Source organism: Streptomyces sp. CB01249 (genome assembly GCF_001905735.1).
Taxonomy (GTDB): Bacteria; Actinomycetota; Actinomycetes; order Streptomycetales; family Streptomycetaceae; genus Streptomyces.
On the sequence record NZ_LISW01000008.1, the window covers coordinates 109,258 to 128,471 of the forward strand.

General features: G+C 71.5%; 11 protein-coding genes. 3 read left to right on the forward strand and 8 right to left on the reverse strand.

Features of this window, described 5'->3' with window-relative positions:
• Nucleotides 1-25: 25 nt before the first annotated feature.
• The 6 genes from AMK18_RS29060 to eccD all read right to left on the reverse strand — a co-directional run bounded on the left by AMK18_RS29060 (nucleotide 26) and on the right by eccD (nucleotide 7,991).
• Entirely contained in the window at nucleotides 26-3,529 is a 3,504-nt protein-coding gene (locus tag AMK18_RS29060) for an AAWKG family protein (protein ID WP_073865111.1), read from the reverse strand.
• A gap of 61 nt (nucleotides 3,530-3,590) precedes the next feature.
• Nucleotides 3,591-4,037: a type VII secretion system-associated protein gene (locus AMK18_RS29065; RefSeq protein ID WP_018105148.1), complete on the reverse strand. Its 447-nt coding sequence runs from the start codon at nucleotides 4,035-4,037 to the stop codon at nucleotides 3,591-3,593.
• A gap of 115 nt (nucleotides 4,038-4,152) precedes the next feature.
• Nucleotides 4,153-4,476, reverse strand: a complete 324-nt coding sequence (locus AMK18_RS29070; RefSeq protein WP_018105149.1) for a WXG100 family type VII secretion target — start codon at nucleotides 4,474-4,476, stop codon at nucleotides 4,153-4,155.
• A gap of 82 nt (nucleotides 4,477-4,558) precedes the next feature.
• Nucleotides 4,559-4,897, reverse strand: a complete 339-nt coding sequence (locus AMK18_RS29075; protein ID WP_018105150.1) for a hypothetical protein — start codon at nucleotides 4,895-4,897, stop codon at nucleotides 4,559-4,561.
• Nucleotides 4,898-5,052: 155 nt separating this feature from the next.
• A complete protein-coding gene (gene eccB / locus AMK18_RS29080) occupies nucleotides 5,053-6,537 on the reverse strand; it encodes a type VII secretion protein EccB (protein WP_073865112.1) in 1,485 nt (494 codons plus the stop codon).
• 53 nt (nucleotides 6,538-6,590) lie between these two features.
• Complete coding sequence (eccD, locus tag AMK18_RS29085; RefSeq protein ID WP_073865113.1) at nucleotides 6,591-7,991, reverse strand: type VII secretion integral membrane protein EccD; 1,401 nt, start codon at nucleotides 7,989-7,991, stop codon at nucleotides 6,591-6,593.
• 402 nt (nucleotides 7,992-8,393) lie between these two features.
• Between eccD and eccCa the strand changes: the two genes are divergently transcribed.
• Nucleotides 8,394-12,329: a type VII secretion protein EccCa gene (eccCa, locus tag AMK18_RS29090; protein WP_073865114.1), complete on the forward strand. Its 3,936-nt coding sequence runs from the start codon at nucleotides 8,394-8,396 to the stop codon at nucleotides 12,327-12,329.
• A 36-nt stretch (nucleotides 12,330-12,365) separates the two neighbouring features.
• Here eccCa and AMK18_RS29095 read toward each other — a convergent pair whose 3' ends face one another.
• Both AMK18_RS29095 and AMK18_RS29100 read right to left on the reverse strand, forming a co-directional pair.
• On the reverse strand, nucleotides 12,366-13,595 hold the full coding sequence (locus tag AMK18_RS29095; RefSeq protein WP_073865115.1) for a S8 family serine peptidase: 1,230 nt from the start codon (nucleotides 13,593-13,595) through the stop codon (nucleotides 12,366-12,368).
• Nucleotides 13,592-16,930, reverse strand: coding sequence for a right-handed parallel beta-helix repeat-containing protein (locus AMK18_RS29100; RefSeq protein ID WP_073865116.1), 3,339 nt, complete (start codon nucleotides 16,928-16,930; stop codon nucleotides 13,592-13,594). Before AMK18_RS29100 ends, AMK18_RS29095 begins: the two co-directional genes overlap by 4 nt.
• Before the next feature lie 197 nt (nucleotides 16,931-17,127).
• Here AMK18_RS29100 and AMK18_RS29105 point away from each other — a divergent pair, with 197 nt between their 5' ends.
• Together AMK18_RS29105 and AMK18_RS29110 are read left to right on the forward strand one after the other, a co-directional pair.
• Entirely contained in the window at nucleotides 17,128-18,201 is a 1,074-nt protein-coding gene (locus AMK18_RS29105; RefSeq protein ID WP_241836664.1) for a hypothetical protein, read from the forward strand.
• Between the two features lie 552 nt (nucleotides 18,202-18,753).
• Complete coding sequence (locus AMK18_RS29110; protein ID WP_018105157.1) at nucleotides 18,754-19,179, forward strand: hypothetical protein; 426 nt, start codon at nucleotides 18,754-18,756, stop codon at nucleotides 19,177-19,179.
• The last annotated feature ends 35 nt before the right edge of the window (nucleotides 19,180-19,214 follow it).

Genomic DNA, 19,214 nt, shown 5'->3' on the forward strand with positions numbered 1-19,214 from the left:
CTCCCGCCTCGCCCCGCGTGCGTCCTCAGCGTCCGATGACCGCCGGGGCGCCGCCGTCGTCGGTTCCCCACACATCGTCGTCCTCAGCCAGCCACGCCTCGCGGGCGCGGTCGCCGCTCTCCGTGGTCGTGGAGCCCTGGCCGGCGCCGCCGGGCCCGCCCACCGGGTAGGGCGAACTGGACGTGGTCGGCCGGGTGTACACGATCTCCTCGTCCTCGTCGGCTCCCGCCGCGGCCCGTCCGACGCGCCCGCCCCGGGCACTGCCGACCGGGTCGGTGAGGACGGCCCGGGTGCGTTCGCTGGTGCCCTGGCCGCCGCCGCCCGCGCCGCCCATGCCGGGCATGCCGCCACCCCCCATGCCCATCGGGTTGAGCGGGGTGCCGTTCGCGGACTGCGCCGGCGAGTTGCCGGTGAGCGCGGCGGTGGCGGGGGTGTTCGACCCCAGGGAGCCGCCGCCGTACGGGGTGCTGTCGTAGTCGTCGTAGTAGTCGTCCAGGCTGGAGTCCGGGCCGCCGGACGCGTTCAGCGAGCCGCCCGGTCCGTGGGTGTTCAGGCCGGACGTGTGGGTGAGCGGCGACGAGGTGGGCGGGCCGTCGAGGCCCTGGGTGTTGAGCCCGTCGGTGTCCGGACCGTTGTGGTTGAGGCTGTCGAGGTCCGGGATGCGGGTGTTGAGCGACGACGGCCCGTCACCGTTCAGGTCGGTCGTGGTGGTGTGCCCGGCGGCGTCCGTGGTGGTCAGCCGGCCCGTATCCGGGTCGAGGACCTGCTGGGAGCCGTCCGGGAACTTCGTGGTCAGCGTGCCGTCGTTGTTCAGGGTGGTGGTGGACCCGTCCGGGTTGGTGAACGATTCACCGGGGTTGAGCTGGTGGGTGGTGACGTGGCCCGAGGGGTCGGTGACGGTGACCTGGCCGGTGTCCGGATTCAGGACCTCCGTCGAACCGTCCGGGAAGTGCGTGCTGATGGTGCCGTCCGGGTTGAGCTGCGCCGTGGACCCGTCCGGTGTGGTGAAGGTGTTCGGGGCCGGATTCAGGTCGGTGGTGGTGACGTGTCCGGCGGGGTCGGTGGTGGTGAGCTGCCCGGTGTCCGGGTTGAGGGTCTCCGTCGAGCCGTCGGGGAACTTCGTGGTCAGCGTGCCGTCGTCGTTCAGGGTGGTGGTGGACCCGTCCGGGTTGGTGAACGACTCGCCGGGGTTGAGCTGGTGGGTGGTGACGTGGCCCGAGGGGTCGGTGACGGTGACCTGGCCGGTGTCCGGGTTCAGGACCTCCGTCGAACCGTCCGGGAACTTCGTCGTCAGTGTGCCGTCGCCGTTGAGCTGGGACGTGGAGCCGCCCGGGTGGGTGAAGGCACCGTCGGTCGGGTCGAGCGTCGACTCGGACAGGCTGCCGTCCGGGTTGAGGGTCTCCACGTGGCCCGTCTTCGGGTCGAGGGTCTGGCTCGAACCGTCCGGGAAGGTGGTGGTGAGCGTGCCGTCGTCGTTGAGCGTGGTGGTCGATCCGTCCGGGTTCAGCAGGCTGGTGCCCGGGTTGAGCTGCGAGGTCGACGTCACACCGTCCGGGGATGTGCTGGTGACCAGGCCGGTGCGCGGGTCGATGGTCTGCGTCGAGCCGTCGGGGAACTTCGTGGTGAGCGTGCCGTCGTCGTTGAGCTGGGTGTTGCCTCCGGTGGGGGAGTTCAGCAGTGAGGAACCCCCGTTCTTGTCCGGGTTGTTCAGGCCGTCGTTCAGGCCGTTGTTCAGCAGCGAGGTGATCGGAGGGACCAGCGCGGACGGGTTCGGCCCACCGAGCGGGGAGTTCGGGTCGCCGTTCGGTCCCAGCCCGTCGCCCAGTCCGTTGTTCAGCCCGTCGTTGAGCGTGCTGAAGTTGTTGTTGAGGCCGTCACCGAGGTTGTTGACACCGTCCCCGAGGCCGTTGAGCCCGTCGCCGAGACCGTTGAGGCTCTCGTTGAGTCCGTCGTTGATCCCGTTGAGACTGTCGTTGAGCCCGTCGTTCAGCCCGTTCAGGTTGTCGTTGAGCCCGTCGTTGAGGTCCTTGAACCCGTCTCCGAGGCCGTTGAGCCCGTCGTTGAGGCCGTCGTTGAGGTCCTTGAACCCGTCGCCCAGGTTGTTGAGGCTGTCGTTCAGCCCGTCGTTGAGGTCGTTGAGACCGTCACCGATCGTGTTGATGTTGTCGTTGAGGCCGTCGAGGTAGTCGTTCAGCTTGTCGTTGTTCGCGTTGGCCTCGTCCTCCGCGATGTCGGCCTCCTCCTTGGCGAGGACCTCGGCCAGCGTCTCGGAGTTCTTGTCGGTGACCTCCTGGTCGAAGGCGTCCGTCACATCGGCCCAGGCGGATTTCACGTTGCTGAGGGCGTCGATGGCCGGCTGCTTCAGCATCGTGTCGGCGTGGTCCGACCAGCTCTTGACGGCCGCGTCGGCGATCTTCTTCCAGGTGGTGTGCTGGGTGAGGTCGCCGTACTCGGAGGTCTGCTTGAACTCGGCCGTGGTCGAGTACGTCTTGTACGAGCCGCCTCCGCCGTAGCCGCCGTAGTACTGGGTCTTCACGTTCACGTGCTGGATGTTGTCCTTGAGGACGAAGCCGGACACGTCGTCCAGCACCTTCACCAGGTGCCTGTGCGGATCGTGCTGGCCGTCCTTGGCCCAGTTGTTCCACGCCGTCTGGAGGTCGGTTACCGCGTCCTTGAGCGCGGTCTGCGCGGCGGCCAGGGCGTCGCTCAGCTTCGACTTGGGGACGTAGCCGCCCACCGTGGTGTTCTTCGGGCTGTAGTCACGGCCGCCCAACTGGGAGACGTAACCGTCGTAGTTGGTCTTCAGCTCCTTCAGCAGGTGCCAGAAGAGGCTGGCCGCCTTGCCCTTCCACGCGGCCTGGTCCTCGCCGAGCGACTTCATCCACCCGTTGACGACGTCCGAGTGGTCCTTGAAGAACTGCATCGCCCGGTCGAAGGACTGACCCGTCTCCTCGAAGGACTTGAACTCGACAGCGTTGCCATCGAGGACCGACAGGTTGCTGAAGCTCCAGCCCTTGGTGGTGTGGTTGTTCAGCAGCTCGTCCAAGGCCAGTTTGCTGCCGGAGATGTACTGGGCCATCGGGCCGGAGTCCCACTGGACGTGCGAGTACGAGCCCTCGAACTCACCGCCGCCGGAGATCGCCCCGTCCCCCCACAGGTCGGCGCGGCCGTCGTCGCCCACGCCCACGCCGATCATCACGATCCGCGCCTTCTTCAGGCTCACACTGTTGTGCGCGCCGTCGCCGCCCGCGTCGTAGAAGGCCAGGTCGTAGTCCTCGCCCTTGCTCTTCTGGAAGCCGCTGAGCGCCGTGTAGTCCTCCGTGGACACCGCGCGCATGGTCTGCCCGGAGATCTCCATCCGGAACAGCTTCAGGTCGGAGAAGTCGTCGCCGCTGTCGCTGCTGAGGGAGTTGAACAGGCTGGACCGGGCCGGAATGGTGTAGCCGGTGAAGTTGGTGATCGCCTGGGCGTAGTAGTCGTCCGGGTCGTAGGTGGGCGTTCCGGAAGTACTTTTGCCGTCGTCGGCCATGGCACGGACTCCGCTGCTGGGGCTGAGGGGGGTGGGGGAGAGGAGGACGCGGGGCCCGGCGTCAGCTGTCGGAGCCGGTGCCGCTCATGTCGTCGTCCACCGTGTCGAAGATGTCCATCAGCTTCTCGCCTTCGATCGAGGCCAGGGTGTCGCCCTGCGTCTTCAGCAGCGTGGTGATGGTTTCCTCGAGAGCGGACTCGATGTCGTCGAAGAGGACCTTCTGGCTCTTGAAGATGCCGTCCAGCGCGCCGCCCTGCGTCTTCAGCGCCTCGATCAGTGCCGAGCCGCCGGTCGGGTCCTCGCTGTCGCCGCCGCCCATCAGGCCGATGCGCAGCATCTTGGCGTCACCGGACGCCGAGCCCGAACCGGTCTCCGCGACCAGGTTCTTCAGCGAGCGGACGCCCGCGTTGTCCTTGCGGATGTTGAGCAGGTCGGTGATGAAGTCCCCGACATCGTTGTTCTTGAAGTTCTTGAGTGCCGTCGAGTCCAGATGCGTCAGGTCTGCCATGGGTGCCTCCGGTGGCGGGATACGCCGGACCGGCGTGCGGCACGGCGACGGTACGGGGAGATGCCTCTGCCGCGCCGACCGAGGGCGGACCGGTCGGCGCGGTCGGGACGTCTGCTCAGCGGCCGATGGTCACTTCGGACCACATCTGGCTGAGCGAGTTCTCGCTGTACTTGTAGTTGCCGGAGATGTCGCTCAGAAGCTGCGCGTGCGAGGTGAGCAGCGTCTCCATGTTCTGTACCGCACCGTCCCAGGCGGCCTGCTTCTGGCGGTACGTGTCGCCGTCGTTGCCGTACCAGGTCTTGGACAGCTCGCTGAGCTCTGCCTCAAGGTTGGACAGCGTCTGGGCGATCGCCTTGGTCTGCATCACCATGTCGTCTGCCGCGTTCGACATGTGGTTGTAGCTGACGTAGATGAAACCGTCGCTCAGGTTGTCTGCCACGGTCTGCCTCTTTCACACGGTTGAGGGGGGCGGCCTGTCCGGTAGGTCACCGGGAGGCCCTGGTGCCGACGAGGCGTCCGGGTCAGCCGGCCAGCTGATCGAAGGCCGACTGGGAGGCGTTGTACGCCTGGTTGATCGCGTCGTTCGAAGAGCCCTGGGTCTTGTTGTGTTCGACGAGGCTCTGGTTCAGCCGGTCGATGACGTCCTCGAGGTTCTTGAGGATGATGTTGCACTGGCCGTCCCACTGAGCGAGGAGCTGGCCGTACTGGCCGCCGTCGCTGCCCTGGTAGCCGGAGCCCAGGGTGGACTTGGTGCCGTCGACATCCTGACGGATCTTCATGATTCCGCTGAAGGCCGATTCGAGGGCCTGGATGCCGTTCCGGGTTGATGACTCGCTTGACTGCTGGCCGTCTCCCGCCATCGTCCCACCTTTCGTGAGTCGGATCTTGGTACGAGCAACTCGAGCCTAAAGTGAGGCAAGTTGAGAAAACAACAAGCTGAGGTAGATCTGAGGTTGAAGCCCGATGTCTTCCCGGCTCGTTAACCGGCGGGAAACCTCTCCGGCGCCGGAAGGGATCACGGTCCCGACGCGACGTCCCCGGTCCGGCACTGCGTCGCGGGACCCGGCGCGGCCTTCTCCGCACCCGTGCCCGCGTTGGACCGCGCCGCGGCCTGCGTACTCAGGTCCGGGCCGGTGGGCAGCAGCGACAACAGCGTGGACGGCACCTTCACCGCATCGCCTTCGGAGTACCCGAGGGCGGCCAGCGCCTCCGCGTCCGCGACGCGGTACTTGACCCCGTCGTCGCCCACCAGGAACGTGCTGTTGCCGACCGTCGCCCCGGCCGCGCCCAGCACCCGCACCAGCGTGCCGTGCCCCGGGCGCGTCACCACATGGTCCACCGCCACACAGGCCGGGACCAGCGCCGCGGAGTCGGCCGCGGCGTAGGGCGACAGCGCCGCCCGGTCGATCCGCACCGAGGTCACCCGCACCTCGCCGCCCTCCGGATCGACCCGCGTGCACGCCGCCTGCCCGGCGGGCAGCCGCAGCGCCGCCGGGGGACTGTCCGGCAGCCCGGCCACCGAGGGGTCGGTGCCCGCCGTGCCCGGCGCCTGGTGCGCGCGCAGATCGGAGACGCCGATCGCGACGGCGGCCGGGGGCGCGCCGTCGTACGCCTTCCCGCGGGTCTCCGGGTCGCCCAGCAGCAGCGCCGCCTGAGTGGCCGTCACAGCGTGCAGGCCGTCCTTCTGGAGCACGTAGTCCTGGCTCACGGAGCCCGCCGTCATCCGGAAGACCTGACCGACCCGGGTCTTCCCGCCCGCCAGCGACGGGCCCTGCGCGCCCCGCTCCGCGACCTTCAGGGTGGCCAGCTTCGGGCCGCTGACCAGGGCGTCCAGGAACGCCGCCGACACCGGGCGGGGCGTCACCGCGCCGTAGCCCAGCGACTCCGCGGCACCCGACTTCCGGTCCAGCTCCAGCCGGCTGCCCTGCCACATCAGGTACGTGCGGTCGTCCGGCCCCCGCACCACCAGCGCCGAACCCGCGCCGACCGGCCGGGTCTCCACCGGCGCGCCCGGCACCAGGGTCGTCTCCTCGCCGCGGCCCGTGGAGCACACCTCCCACGCCGACGTCTCCAGGTCACCCGCGCCCGGTACGCCGTCGGGGGCGCCTGTGATGCCGACCGGAGTGCCCACCGGGGTGCCGCTCAGCGACTTCGTGCCCACCGCGGTCGTGCCCAGGTCCGCGCCGCCGATCAGCAGCGCCGACGCGTAGTTGCGTACGGGACGCAGCCGGCCGTCCGCGTACAGGTAGCGGGCGCCCGTGTCCTTGTTGACGATCAGGGTGTCGCCGCTGCGCCAGGCGTCGTTGCCGCCCGGCCGCAGCAGCCCGTAGACGAAGGCACCGGCGGCGATCAGGATGCCGACGATGATGCCGATCAGCGCACCGCGGGTGGTGCGCCCCAGCGGGCTCTCCGGGGCGTCCGGGTCGGCCAGCAGCATGCCCGAGGTCAGCCGCCCCATCATGAACGTGTGCGCTTGCACCTGGTCGCGCTTGGACCGCACGGTCGCCTCCTGCTCTCAGTGGTTCGTCGTCGTCGCGGTGCCCGGCCGGTCCGTCATCCGTTCCAGCCGCGCAGGGCGCCGAAGACGCCCAGCAGCCAGAGCGTGAGCGGCAGCAGGGAGACCGCCAGAAGGGTGTGCAGGAGCTCCGCGGCCCGGCCCCAGTACGGCACCAGACGGCGGCCCGGCACCGTCCACACCGCGATCGTCAGCGCCGTCGCGGCCACCAGCAGACCCACCACCAGGAGCACCCGGTCGACACCGGTCAGTGCCAGCCCCCAGCCGAAGGCCAGCAGCAGCAGACCCCACGCGCCGGGCAGCACCAGCACCAGCCGCTGCGTGGTGTTCACCAGGCCCCGGCCGTGCAGGAGCAGCAGCAGCGACAGCACCAGCGCGCACAGCAGCGCGGGCAGCGTGGGCCGGTGCGCGAGCGCCACCAGGCAGGCCGACGCCAGCACGCCCGTCGCCCCGTACAGCGCCGTCATCCACTCGCCGGCCAGCTCGGTGCGCAGCGCGACATCGTTGCCGCGGTAGGGCTCGATGCCCTCCTGGAGCTGCTGGGCGTTGGTCGGCAGCGCCGGCATCCGCATCCCCGCGAACCGGAACGACAGCGCCGGCACCAGACCGCCGAGCAGCACCGTCAGCATCGCCACCACGCCCGCCGCGGTGGCCGCCCGCAGATCGAAGAGGGTCATCACCGCACCGCCCACCGCCGCGGCGAACGCGGTCAGCGCGGAAGCCAGGAAGACCGGCGTACGCACCGCGGTGGCCGCCAGCGCCAGCACCGCGCCGCCCGCCCAGGCCGCCGCCGCGCCCAACAGCCGCGCGCCCAGCACCTGGTGGGCCTGGGGCCCGCTCAGCTCGCCGCCCGGCACCAGCCAGCCCGCCAGCGCCAGCGCCGGGGAGGCCAGCAGACCGAGGACCGCGCCGGTAGCGCCGTCGTCCACCGCCCGGCTCGCCGAGGCCGCACCGGCCAGCAGCAGCGCACCGGCGGCGACGGCCGCGCCCGCGCGCAGCGCCACCGACCCGCCCGGCCACGCCAGCAGCGCCAGACCGGCCAGCACGGCCACCGCGACCAGGGCGCGCAGCAGGTGCCGCGCCGCTCCCTCGCTCCAGTCGTGCAGCCGGTCGCGGGTGACCGAGGCGATCCCGTCGACCAGATCGTCCAGGCGCACCTCGGGCAGCGCGTCGGTGCGCGGTCGCAGATGCAGGACGTCGCCGTCGGTCAGCCCCAGGGTCGCCAGCGTCGCCTCGTCGTCCAGCGGTCGCCCGCCGAGGCGCTGGAGTATCCAGCCGTCGTGTTCGAGGCCGGTCTCCTCGATGTCCTCACCCGCGTACCGCAGCACCGTCGGCAGCAGGTCGGCCACCGGCACGTCGGAGGGCACGGAGAGGTCGATGGTGCGGCCCGGGGCGCGCACGGTCAGGTGGCACAGGTCGGCCACGGAGGTGTCGGTCATACCGGGGCTCACGTCTCCTGAGCGTCGGAACGGAGGGCGTGGCGTGCGGTGTTGCAGGCCACTGAGGGGGAGGTGGCGCGGAAGAGATGGACGACAGCTGAACGGTGGGGAGCGTGGGGAGGGAGGGGGTGACGTGGACTTACGGAGTTGACGGGGTGCACACTACTGTCACTCCCGGAGGCCGTCGTAACGGGAGCCCCCGGCAACGTGCACGGCACACATACCGGCCGGACGTCCCAGGACTCCGCCGCCCGTACGGCCTGCCCGTGGCGCGCCCGCCGGCGTCGGCACCCGGACCGTGAGCCTCCCCCCACGTACCGCCGCGTGCGCGAAGACCACTAAGGAGCCCCAGCGTTGAGCGTGGTCCTGTTCCGTCGTCCGGCCCGTCGCCGCGGACCCGACATGCCGAGCGGCGAGCTGACGCTGCAGGAACCGCCGACCCTGATGGAGACCGTGCCGGACACGTCCGCGGTGTGGACGTACCTGCCGATGGCCATGATGTCGGTCTCGATGATGCTGATGTTCCTGCGCATGGGAGGCCAGGGCTCCGGCATCTTCATGTACATCGCGCTCGGCATGATGGTGCTCGCCGCCGCCGCGATGATGGTCGGTCAGGTCATGCGCAAGGCGGGCGACCGCAAGCAACGGCTGCGCGGCGAACGCCGTGACTACCTGCGCTACCTGGCGCAGAGCCGGCGCACCGTGCAGCGCACCGTCGTGGAGCAGCAACTCGCCCTCGCCTGGCGCCACCCCGAGCCCACCGTGCTGCGCTCCATGGTGCGTACCACCCGGCTGTGGGAACGCCGCACCAAGGACGTCGACTTCGCCGAACTGCGCATCGCCGTGGGCGACCAGCAGCTCGCCCTGCGGCTCAACCCCGTCTCCACCAAACCCGTCGAGGACCTCGAACCGCTGTGCGCGCACGCCCTGCGCCGCTTCATCCGCGCCTACAGCACCGTGCCCGGCCAGCCCATCGCGCTCTACCTGCGGTCCTGGTCCCGGGTGCTGCTGCGCGGCGACCAGGACGCCGCGCGGGGCATGCTGCGCGCGGCGCTGAGCCAGCTCGCGGTCTTCCACCCGCCGGAGGAGGTGTGGATCGCGGTGTGCGCCGACGACGAGCACCGCGCCGAGTGGGAGTGGGTGAAGTGGCTCCCGCACAACCAGCACCCCCAGGAGACCGACGGCGCCGGACCGCTGCGCATGGTCGCCTCCGCCTTCACCGATCTGGAGAACCAGCTCGGCAGCGAGTTCTCCGAGCGGCCCGCCTTCGACCCCGACGCCGTGCCCGGCCGCGACGAGCCGCTCGTCGTGGTCGTCGTGGACGGCGCCACCGTCCCGGCCGGCCACCGCTTCGACGGCCCCGGCTACCGCAACGCCGTCATCCTCGACCTCTCGGGCACGCTCACCTGGCGCCCCGGCCGCACCACCCTCCGCCTCGACGTCACCCCCGAGACCGTCGCCCTGGTGCGCACCGACCGCAGCCGCAAGGAACAGACGACCGTCCTTGGCCGTCCCGACCAGGTCGGCCCGGTCGCCGCCGAGACCCTGGCCCGGCTGATATCCCCGTACCGGATGAGCCTCACCGCCGACGCGGTCGAGCCGCTCTCCGCCGACATGGAGCTCACCACCCTGCTCGGCATCCCCGACCTGCACCGCCTCGACCCCGAGTCGCTGTGGCGGCGGCACAACGGCTCCGCACGGCTGCGGGTGCCGGTCGCCGTCGGCGCGGACGGCCGCCCGGTCGAGCTGGACATCAAGGAGTCCGCGCAGGGAGGCATGGGCCCGCACGGCATGCTCATCGGCGCCACCGGCTCCGGCAAGTCCGAGCTGCTGCGCACCCTCGTCCTCGGCCTCGCCCTCACCAACTCCTCCGAGACGCTCAACTTCGTCCTGGTCGACTTCAAGGGCGGCGCCACCTTCCTCGGCCTGGACGAACTCCCGCACACCAGCGCCGTGATCACCAACCTCGCCGACGAGGCCGCACTGGTCGAGCGCATGCAGGACGCCCTCCACGGCGAACTGCTGCGCCGCCAGGAACTGCTGCGCGCGGCCGGCAACTACACCTCCGCCCTGGAGTACGAGCGGGCACGCGCCGGTGGCGCCGACCTCGCCCCGCTGCCCAGCCTGTTCGTCGTCGTCGACGAGTTCAGCGAACTCCTCGCCGCTCACCGGGAGTTCATGGAGCTGTTCGTGATGATCGGCCGCCTCGGCCGGTCCCTGGGCGTGCACCTGCTGCTCGCCTCGCAGCGCCTGGACGAGGGCCGCATGCACCAGCTGGAGTCGCACCTGTCCTACCGGATCGGGCTGCGCACCTTCTCCGCGATGGAGTCCCGCGGCGTCCTCGGCGTCCCCGACGCCTACGAACTCCCCTCCCAGCCGGGCAGCGGCTTCCTGAAGAGCGGCGTCGAGGCGCTGACCCGGTTCCGTGCCGCCTACGTCTCCGGCCCCTACCGCCGTCGCGGCGGCGCCGTCGCCCAGGCCCGCGTCGCCAGCCAGGTCGTGCCCTGGTCCGCCGGATACGTGGTGCCCCGCGCGCCCGCCCCGGCGGCCGTCGAGCCGGAGGCGGAGGAGGAGGCGGACGACAGCTCCAGCCTGCTGTCGGTCGCCCTGGACCGGCTGCGCGACGCCGGGCCGCCCGCCCACCGCGTGTGGCTGCCGCCGCTGGACACCCCGTCCCCGCTCGACGCCCTGCTGCACGGCCTGACCGTCGACCCGGAACGCGGCCTGACCGCGCCGCGGTGGAACGGCACCGGCAAGCTGCGGGTCCCCGTCGGCCTCGTGGACAAGCCCTTCGAGCAGCGCCGCGACCCCCTCGTCGTGGACCTCGCGGCGGCCGGCGGCCACGTCGCCGTCGCGGGCGGCTCGCAGAGCGGCAAGTCGACCGTGCTGCGCAGTCTCATCATGGGCCTCGCGCTCACCCACACCCCGCGCGAAGTGCAGTTCTACTGCCTCGACTTCGGCGGCGGCACCCTCTCCCAGCTCACCGGGCTGCCGCACGTCGCCGGCGTCGCCGCCCGCCTCGACACGGACCGGATCGGCCGGACCGTCGCCGAGGTCACCACCGTGCTCACCCGCCGCGAGCAGTTCTTCCTGGAACACGGCATCGACTCGATGGCCACCTACCGGCGCCGCCGCGCCGCGGGGGAGTTCCCCGACGAGCCGCACGGCGACATCTTCCTGGTGATCGACGGCTGGTCCACGGTCCGGCAGAACTTCGACCAGTTCATCCCGACGTTCAACCAGATCGCCACCGGCGGCCTCAACTACGGCATCCACCTGATCGTCGCGACCTCGCGATGGCTGGAATTGACCGCCCCGGTGCGCGACCAGGCCGCGACCCGCCTGGAACTCCGGCTCGGCGACACGATGGACTCTGTTGTCGACATCCGCAAGGCCGCCGGAGTGCCCCGTACGCCCGGCCGGGGGCTCACCGTCGACTCCAAGCTGCACTTCCTCTCCGCGCTGCCCCGGGGCGACGGCTCCAGCGACCCGGAGACGCTGAGCGAGGGCGTCAGCGACCTGGTCGAGCGCATCGCCGCCGCCTGGCAGGGGCCGCGCGCACCGCAGGTGCGGATGCTGCCGCACCGGCTGCCGGCCGCGGAGCTGCCCGAGCCGGAGCTCGGCCAGGGGCAGAGCCTCAGGCTGCCCCTCGGCCAGGACGAGGAGACGCTCGACACCGTCTGGCACGACTTCTCCCGCACCCCGCACCTCGTCGCCGTCGGCGACACCGAGAGCGGCAAGACCAACCTGCTGCGGGTGGTGGCGGACGCGATCGTCGCCCGTTACGCGCCGACCGAGGCCCGCATCCTCGTGGTCGACTACCGCCGCGACCTGGTGGAGGCGGTGCCCGAGGAGTACCGGCTCGGGCACGCCGTCTCCATCGACGCCCTCAAGCAGCTCGTCGGCGGTTCCGCGAAGGCGCTGCTGACCCGGCTGCCCGGCCAGGAGATCACACCGGCCCGGATGCGCAGCGCCGACTGGTGGACCGGCCCCCGGTTGTTCGTCCTCGTGGACGACTACGACATGGTCGGCGGCGGCACGGTGCTGGACCATCCCTTCGCACCGCTCTTCGACCACCTCGCGCTCGGCCACGAACTGGGCCTGCACATCGTCGTCGTACGGTCCGCCACCGGCGCCGGACGCGGCCTCAACGACCAGCTGCTTCGACGCCTGGACGAGGTCAACACCCCGGGCGTCCTGATGTCCACACCGCCGTCCGAGGGGTACGTCTTCGGGAACGTGAAGCCCCGCGTGCTGCCGCCGGGGCGCGCGCTGCACATCGTGCGGCGCAAGCCCGTACTGATCCAGACGGCGCTGGCGGCGGGCACGGAGGAGTAGACGGCAAACCCCTGTCGGAGGCGCGGGGCCGCTCCCTCAGGGGCGCCGGGCGGACGGGCGCCAGCCCGTGCGGCGGCCCCGGGGGATGATCACGGCGAGCCAGACGACGGTGACCACCACGGCCACACCGGCCAGCGTCGGCCACATCGCGCGGCGCAGCGGCCCGGCGGCCCGGTCCTCCGGCATCCGCACCGGGGCGGCCTGTTCCGTGGCCGCGGCCGGTCCCCCCGGCGCCTTCGCGGCGGTGGAGGCGGTGGCGAGGACCGCGGTGACGGCGGCGTACGGGTCGAGCCGGGGCACGGCGTCCGGGTAGGCCGAGGAGCGCAGCAGACCGGCGGTCTGCGCGGCCGTCAGCTCCGGGTGCACCGATCGCACCAGCGCCGCCGCCCCCGCCACGTACCCGGCGGCCAGCGAGGCCCCCGAACCGATGTAGTGGCCGTGCTTCGACGGACCGATCCCGACCACCCCGTCACCGGGCGCCGCGAGCTGGGCGCTCCCGGTGGTGTACGAGCCGGTCGGCCGCTCACCCTTGACGTCCACGTCGAGTACGGACAGCACCCCGTCACTGGCGGCCGGGTAGTAGTCCCGGGCCGGAACCTCCTGGCCCACCCCGCCGGTCGGCGAGTCCGGCACGGCGGCGGCGACCAGCAGCACGTCCTTCTTCGCGGCCAGGCGCACCGCGGACCTCAGGGCGGCCGAGTCGTCCGCGAACGCCGCCGACACGGTCACCACCCGGGCACCGGCCCCGATGGCGGCCTCGATGCCCGAGGCGACCCGCCCGGCCGTGGCGGCGCCGCGCTCGTCGGTTCCGCGTACCGCGACGATGGCCGACTGCCGCGCGACACCCGCGAACTTCACCCCCTGGTCCGCTTGCGCGGCGATCAGCCCGGCCACGAAGGTGCCGTGTCCGACGCAGTCCTTTCCGGCCGCGCCGACCGCCGTCACCCGGCCCTTCAGCGCGGGCGCGGAGGCCGAGACGCCGGTGTCGACCACGCCGACCTTGACCCCGGAGCCGGAGGCGAACTGCCAGGCCCGCCCCAGCTGGAGGCTGACCTGCTCCCACGGCACGGCGGTGGCCTGCCGCGCCGAACCCCCGGCGCAGTCGACGTTGTCCGTCAGCTTCGTCCTGAGCACCGGCAGCTCGACCGTGTTCCCGCCGTCCGCCGCGGCGCTCACGGCACCGGCGCCGCTCAGCGCGGCCGTCAGCAGCAGGGCCAGCGCTCCGGCGGCGGCCCGGGGCAGCGTCCTCCCGCGCATCGCCGTCACGCCCCCGCCCCGCCGGAGGCGGACGCCGACACCGGGTCGGCGAGGTCCTCCGGGAGCAGCAGCCGCAGATCGTCCAGGCTGGGCGCGGCCACCCGGCTGAGCCGTCCGGCCTGCCGGGTCATCATCCGCTCCAGCACCTGACGCGCGGTGCGCGCGTTGCCGAACGACCGGTCGCGCGGCAGGGTGTCGAAGTGGTGCCGCAGGACCGAGCCGAGCCCGGTGCCGCACTCGTACCCGGCCAGCAGCGCGTGCTGGCGGACGATGGTGACGAGCTCGTCGGACGAGTAGTCGGCGAACTCGATCTTCCGTGAGAACCGCGAGTGCAGACCGGGGTTGGAGGCCAGGAAGCCCTCCATCTCGCTGGTGTAACCGGCGACGATGACGACCACCTGGTCGCGGTGGTCCTCCATCAGCTTCAGCAGCGTGTCCACGGCCTCCCGGCCGAAGTCGGCGCCGGACGCCTCGCGCGGCGTGAGCGTGTACGCCTCGTCGATGAAGAGCACACCGCCCAGCGCCCGCTCGAAGACCTCCTTGGTGAGCTGCGCGGTGTGGCCCACGTAGCGCCCGACCATGTCGGCGCGGGACACCTCGACCAGCTGGCCGCGCGGCAGCACGCCCAGGGAGACGAGGAGTTCGCCGTAGAGCCGGGCCACCGTCGTCTTGCCGGTGCCGGGTGGCCCGGTGAAGACGAGGTGGTGGCTGAGGCGCGGCACCGGCAGCCCGGCGGCCGCCCGCTGCCGGGCCGTCGAGACCAGGTTGACCAGGTCGGTGACGTCCCGCTTGACCGCGGAGAGGCCGACCAGGGCGTCCAGGCGGCTGAGCGCGTCGTCCCCGGCGTCGGCGCCGTCCGGACCGGCCTCGGAGTGGCGGGCGGCCTCCTCGCTGATGTCCTGCGGCAGCAGCAGCGTGAGGTCCTCCTCGGTGACCTGGGCCAGCGAGGCCAGCCGTACCGCCTGCCGGTCCACCATCTCCTCGAAGACCTGCCGTGCCGCCCGGCCGTTGCCGAATCCGGCGTCCTTCGGTATCCGGTCGAAGTGTGCCGCGAGCGCCGTGCGGGTCTCGTCGTTCAGCACGTACTGGTGGCGCCCGCACATGCTCTCCACGATCTCCACCAGTTCGGGGACCGAGTAGTTCTCGAACTCCACCGTCCGCGAGAACCGGGAGGCCAGGCCCGGGTTGGAGCCGAGGAAGCCGCGCATCTCACCGGAGTAGCCGGCGACCACGACCACCACGTCGTCCCGGTGGTCCTCCATCAGCTTCAGCAGCGTGTCCACGGCCTCCCGGCCGAAGTCGGCGCCCGAGCCGCGCGAGTCGGAGGTGAGCGCGTACGCCTCGTCGATGAAGAGCACGCCGCCCAGCGCCCGTTCGAAGGTCTCCGTGGTCTTGATGGCGGTACCGCCGATGACCTGCGCGACCAGATCGGCCCGGGAGACCTCGACCAGATGCCCGGACCGCAGCGTCCCGAGCTCGGCCAGGATCGTGCCGTAGAGCCGCGCGACCGTCGTCTTGCCGGTGCCGGGCGGGCCCGCGAAGACCAAGTGCCGGCTCATCGGCGGTGCGGACATGCCGAGTTGGGCGCGGCGCCGGGCGAGCTGGGTGAGGTTGACCAGCGTGCGGACCTGTTCCTTGACGTTGTCCAGGCCGATCAGGTTCTCCAGCGCGGCCATGGGGCCGTCCGGGCGCCCGGGACCGTCCGACTCGGGCACGGTGCCCGCCGGGTCGGTGCCCTCGGCCTCGCCGTAACCCCAGGCGTCCCGGGCCTCATTGCCGGTGCTGTTCAGGTTCTCCACCGCGAGCCGGCCACTGGCCCTGGACTGGACGAGCCCGCCGCCCTTGTTCTCGCGCACGGTGCAGCCGACCACCGACACCGGCGACTCGGTCTCCACCCGGATGCCGTCCCGGCCGTTGCCCGCCGCCTCGCAGCCGTTGAGGTTGGCCCGGCCGCCCTCGCGGACCAGGAAGCCGTAGTCGGTGGCGGCGGCGGCCCGCACCCGGGTCGCCGTCAGCTCGCCGCCGCTGTCCACGACGACACCGCAGCCGCCCGCCGACACCAGCTCGCCGTCGCGCAGCGCCGCCGTGCCCTCGCCGCCGATCTCCAGACCGGCGCCGCCGGGACCGGTCACCTGCAGGCCCGCCAGATAGACGTTGCCGCCCGAGGCCACCGTCACCCCGGCGCCGCCTGGCGACTCCACCGAGCAGTCCTCCACCCGGCCGCGCCCGCCGTCGGTCACCGAGACGCCGGTGCCGCCCGTCCCGGTGATGCGGGCCCTGCGCACCAGCGGGTTGGCACCGCCCCTGACCACCACACCGGTGCCCCTGACGTCCAGGATCTCCACGCGGTCCAGCTCGGCCGCCGAGTCCTCCTCCAGCAGCACGGCCTCGGCCTCGCCGTCCCGGACGGTCAGTGAGGTCAGGGTGGGGGAGGAGGAACCCGCCACGCGCAGCGCCGGTGCCTGGGCGCCGCTCAGCCAGCAGTCCTCGTACGTGCCCCGCGAACGGTCGGTGACGAAGAGGCCGTTGCCCGCCGTGCGGGAGGTGCGGCAGCGGCGCAGCACCGGGTCGGCGCCGTGCGAGACGACGATGCCCTGGCCGGTGGTGCCGTTGACCCGCACGTCGTCCAGCTCGACCCGGGCGGCGCTGGTCAGGTGCGCGCCGATCGCGGTGTCGTGGATCACGGTCCGCAGTACCCGGACCGCGCTGCGCTCCTCCAGCGCCAGCGCGGGCTTGTCGGTCGAGGAGAGGTCGCAGTCCTCGACGGAGACCTGGGCGTCGCCGTTGGCCAGCAGGCCGTTGCCGCGTGCGTCGCGCACGGTGCAACCGCGTACCGTCGCCCTGCCGCGCTCGCCGATCACCACGCCGCTGGTGCCCAGGTGCTCGAAGGTGCACGACTCCAGCGAGCTCTCACTGCCCGAGGTGACGACGACGCCCGCGCCGGTCCGGCTGGAGACCCGGCACTCGCGCATGGCCAGCGAGCCGGAGTTGCGGGCGAGGACGGTCGCCCAGGACGCACCGGAGACGTCGCAGCTCTGCATCGCGACCTGCCCGTGCGAGGCGTCCACGACGGGCGCCTCCTCGTCCTGGCCCTGCACCACCAGATCGGTCAGCATCAACGCGTCGGCGCGCAGCGAGATCACGGTCCCGGTGCGCGGTGCAAGGCGGACGCTGCCGCGTGACTGCTCGGCGACGATGGTCACGCGGGTGGTGACGACGAGGTTCTCCTCGTACGTTCCCGGGCGCACGCTGAGCACCGCCCCGCCGCGCGCCCTCGCCAGAGCCTCTGCGATCGTCCGGGCGTCCCCGGTGCCCTCCGGACAGATCGTCAGTACCTGGCGCACTCCGCTGACCTCCTTGTATCGGCACCCGTGGGTTGCGGTCGGCCCCATCATGCCTTCCTGCCACCTGCGATCCCACCCCGGAGGGCGGCGGACCGCGCATTACGGGATGATCTGTAACACCCGTACACGGCCCGGGATTTCCCCGAGACCCATTGTTCATTCCAGAGATATGACGTGTCCCCCACATGTGTGCGTGAATGAGAGCGCTCACGGGGACGTACGACGAACTACGGGACGGATGGGGCCAGATGACGGACCGGACCGGAACGGCAGCGAACGCGACGGCGGAGGGGGCTGCGGCGACCCCCGCTCCGGAGACGGCGCCCGGGACCGCCGCTGCCGTTCCCGAGGAGGCCTCCGCCGGTACGCGCCCGGCGCAGGCGCCGGATGAGCAGGCGCCGGACAAGGGAGACGGGACCTCGGCCCCCGAACCCGAGGCGGAAGCGGCTGCTTCCGCGCCCGAGGCGGAGACCTCCGCTTCCGCCCCCGACGCGGCGGCGGAGCCGGGAGTCGCCGAGGCGCTGGCGGCTGCGGCGTCGGAGGACCCGCCGCCCGGTGCGGCGGCCCCCGCGGGGCGCCCGAGCCGCCCCCTGCTGGCGGGCGCCGCGCTGCTGGGCGCCGCCCTGGTCGCCGTGCCGGTCCTTCTCATGAGCCGCCACGGTGAGCCCGAGCGGCACGACACCACGGTCGCCAACCAGGCGGGCACACTCCTCGGCGGCGGCGAACCGACCAAGGAGGGGGCGCAGGCGTACGCCTCGTCGAGCGCGTCGCCCTCGAAGCCGGCGAAGCCGAAGAAGACACCGACGCCGAAGGAGGTCGTGCCGAAGCAGGCCCCGGTGGCGCCGCCCCCGCCCTCCCCGACGAAGAAGCCCTCACCGAAGCCGAGCCCGAAGCAGACGGCGAAGCCGACCCCGAAACCGGTGAAGAAGCCGTCCCGGCCGGCGGACATCACGGTCACGGCCACCAGGGTGCTGCGAGCGGGCGAATCCATCGAGGCGAACAGGACGAGGCTGCGGATGCAGCGCGACGGCAACCTCGTCGTCTACGACGAGAACGACAAGCCCCGCTGGGCCACGATGACTTTCGGCCACAACTACCAGGCGGTCTTCCAGGCGGACGGCAACCTGGTCGTCTACACCTCCGACAGCCGCCCGGTCTGGGCCAGCAAGACCCAGGGCCACCGCGGCGCGATCCTGCGCCTCCAGAAGGACGGCAACCTGGTCATCTACTCGGGAGGCGCACCGGTCTGGGCGTCGAAGACGCAGCACTGAACGCGCCCGCGAGCTCATCGGCGCCGCCTTTGGTGACTGGCGGTCACACGGCTGCCCGGCTGCCCTGAAGACCTGAGTCATATGACGACGGCACTCTCCGGACTGCGGGGGTTGGAAACAAGCCATTCCGTTCGGCGCCTCCCGCACACCGGAACCTGACCTTCTGTCATCAGCGCAGGTAGCGCCTGGTCCCCAGGTGGATCCGGAATCAAGGGATCCGATCACGAAACCAGCCATTCATGATCGCTGAGCGCGCCGATGCGGCTTGAGGTGCTTATGGTCTGGACCGGCGTACGGGCCGGTACCGCTCTGCGCGCCATCGAACAGGTCACCGACTGTGACGACATGGGAGTCGGTCGCAGTCAGCTGTCCTCTGGGGAGGGGAATTCTTCATGGCGAGAGTCACGTGTCTGCCGCCTTGACCGTCCGGTCGCTCACCAACATGTCGCGACCCGATGGGTGCGCGCATGAACAAGACCCCACGCGAACGGCGTGCGAGTTTCACAAGACCTTCAGTTGCAGCATGCAGCTACTCGTTTCATGGGAGTTGAAATGAACAAGATCACGAGAGCCCTCAGTGTCGCAGTCGCAGCCCTCGCATTTACGATGACGAGCGCGGCCACCAGCCACGCGGACGGCAGCCAGGACGGCACGGCATACGCCAGGCCGGTCGGCGGCGATTTCCCGGCGAAGGCACACTTCAAGGCCTACGGCGAGATATTCACCATCTACGACCTCAAGAAGGACGGGCGTTCCGGTATCGGTGTGCTGAGCTACGGGAGCGCGGCGAGCACCTACTACTACTGGAACCACAGCGGCGCCGGCACCACCCTCACGAAGAACCTGGACATCGCAGAGGGAAGGCCGCTGGTCATCTGGTCGTGCACCGGTAACTACCAGGGCACGCCGACCGGCGGACTCGACTGGACCTCCGGCTGCAACCCGAACACCGATGTCGGCACCGCCGTTTGGGCCTGAGCCCTAAGCAACCAGGACGGGCATGGCGATCGTAT

Coding starts and splice junctions, on each gene's coding strand:
- AMK18_RS29065 (WP_018105148.1), bottom strand. CDS start 4,037: ATGGCAGACCTGACGCATCTGGACTCGACGGCACTCAAGAACTTCAAG.
- AMK18_RS29105 (WP_241836664.1), top strand. CDS start 17,128: ATGAGAGCGCTCACGGGGACGTACGACGAACTACGGGACGGATGGGGC.
- AMK18_RS29110 (WP_018105157.1), top strand. CDS start 18,754: ATGAACAAGATCACGAGAGCCCTCAGTGTCGCAGTCGCAGCCCTCGCA.
- AMK18_RS29075 (WP_018105150.1), bottom strand. CDS start 4,897: ATGGCGGGAGACGGCCAGCAGTCAAGCGAGTCATCAACCCGGAACGGC.
- eccCa (WP_073865114.1), top strand. CDS start 8,394: ATGCCGAGCGGCGAGCTGACGCTGCAGGAACCGCCGACCCTGATGGAG.
- eccD (WP_073865113.1), bottom strand. CDS start 7,991: ATGACCGACACCTCCGTGGCCGACCTGTGCCACCTGACCGTGCGCGCC.
- AMK18_RS29060 (WP_073865111.1), bottom strand. CDS start 3,529: ATGGCCGACGACGGCAAAAGTACTTCCGGAACGCCCACCTACGACCCG.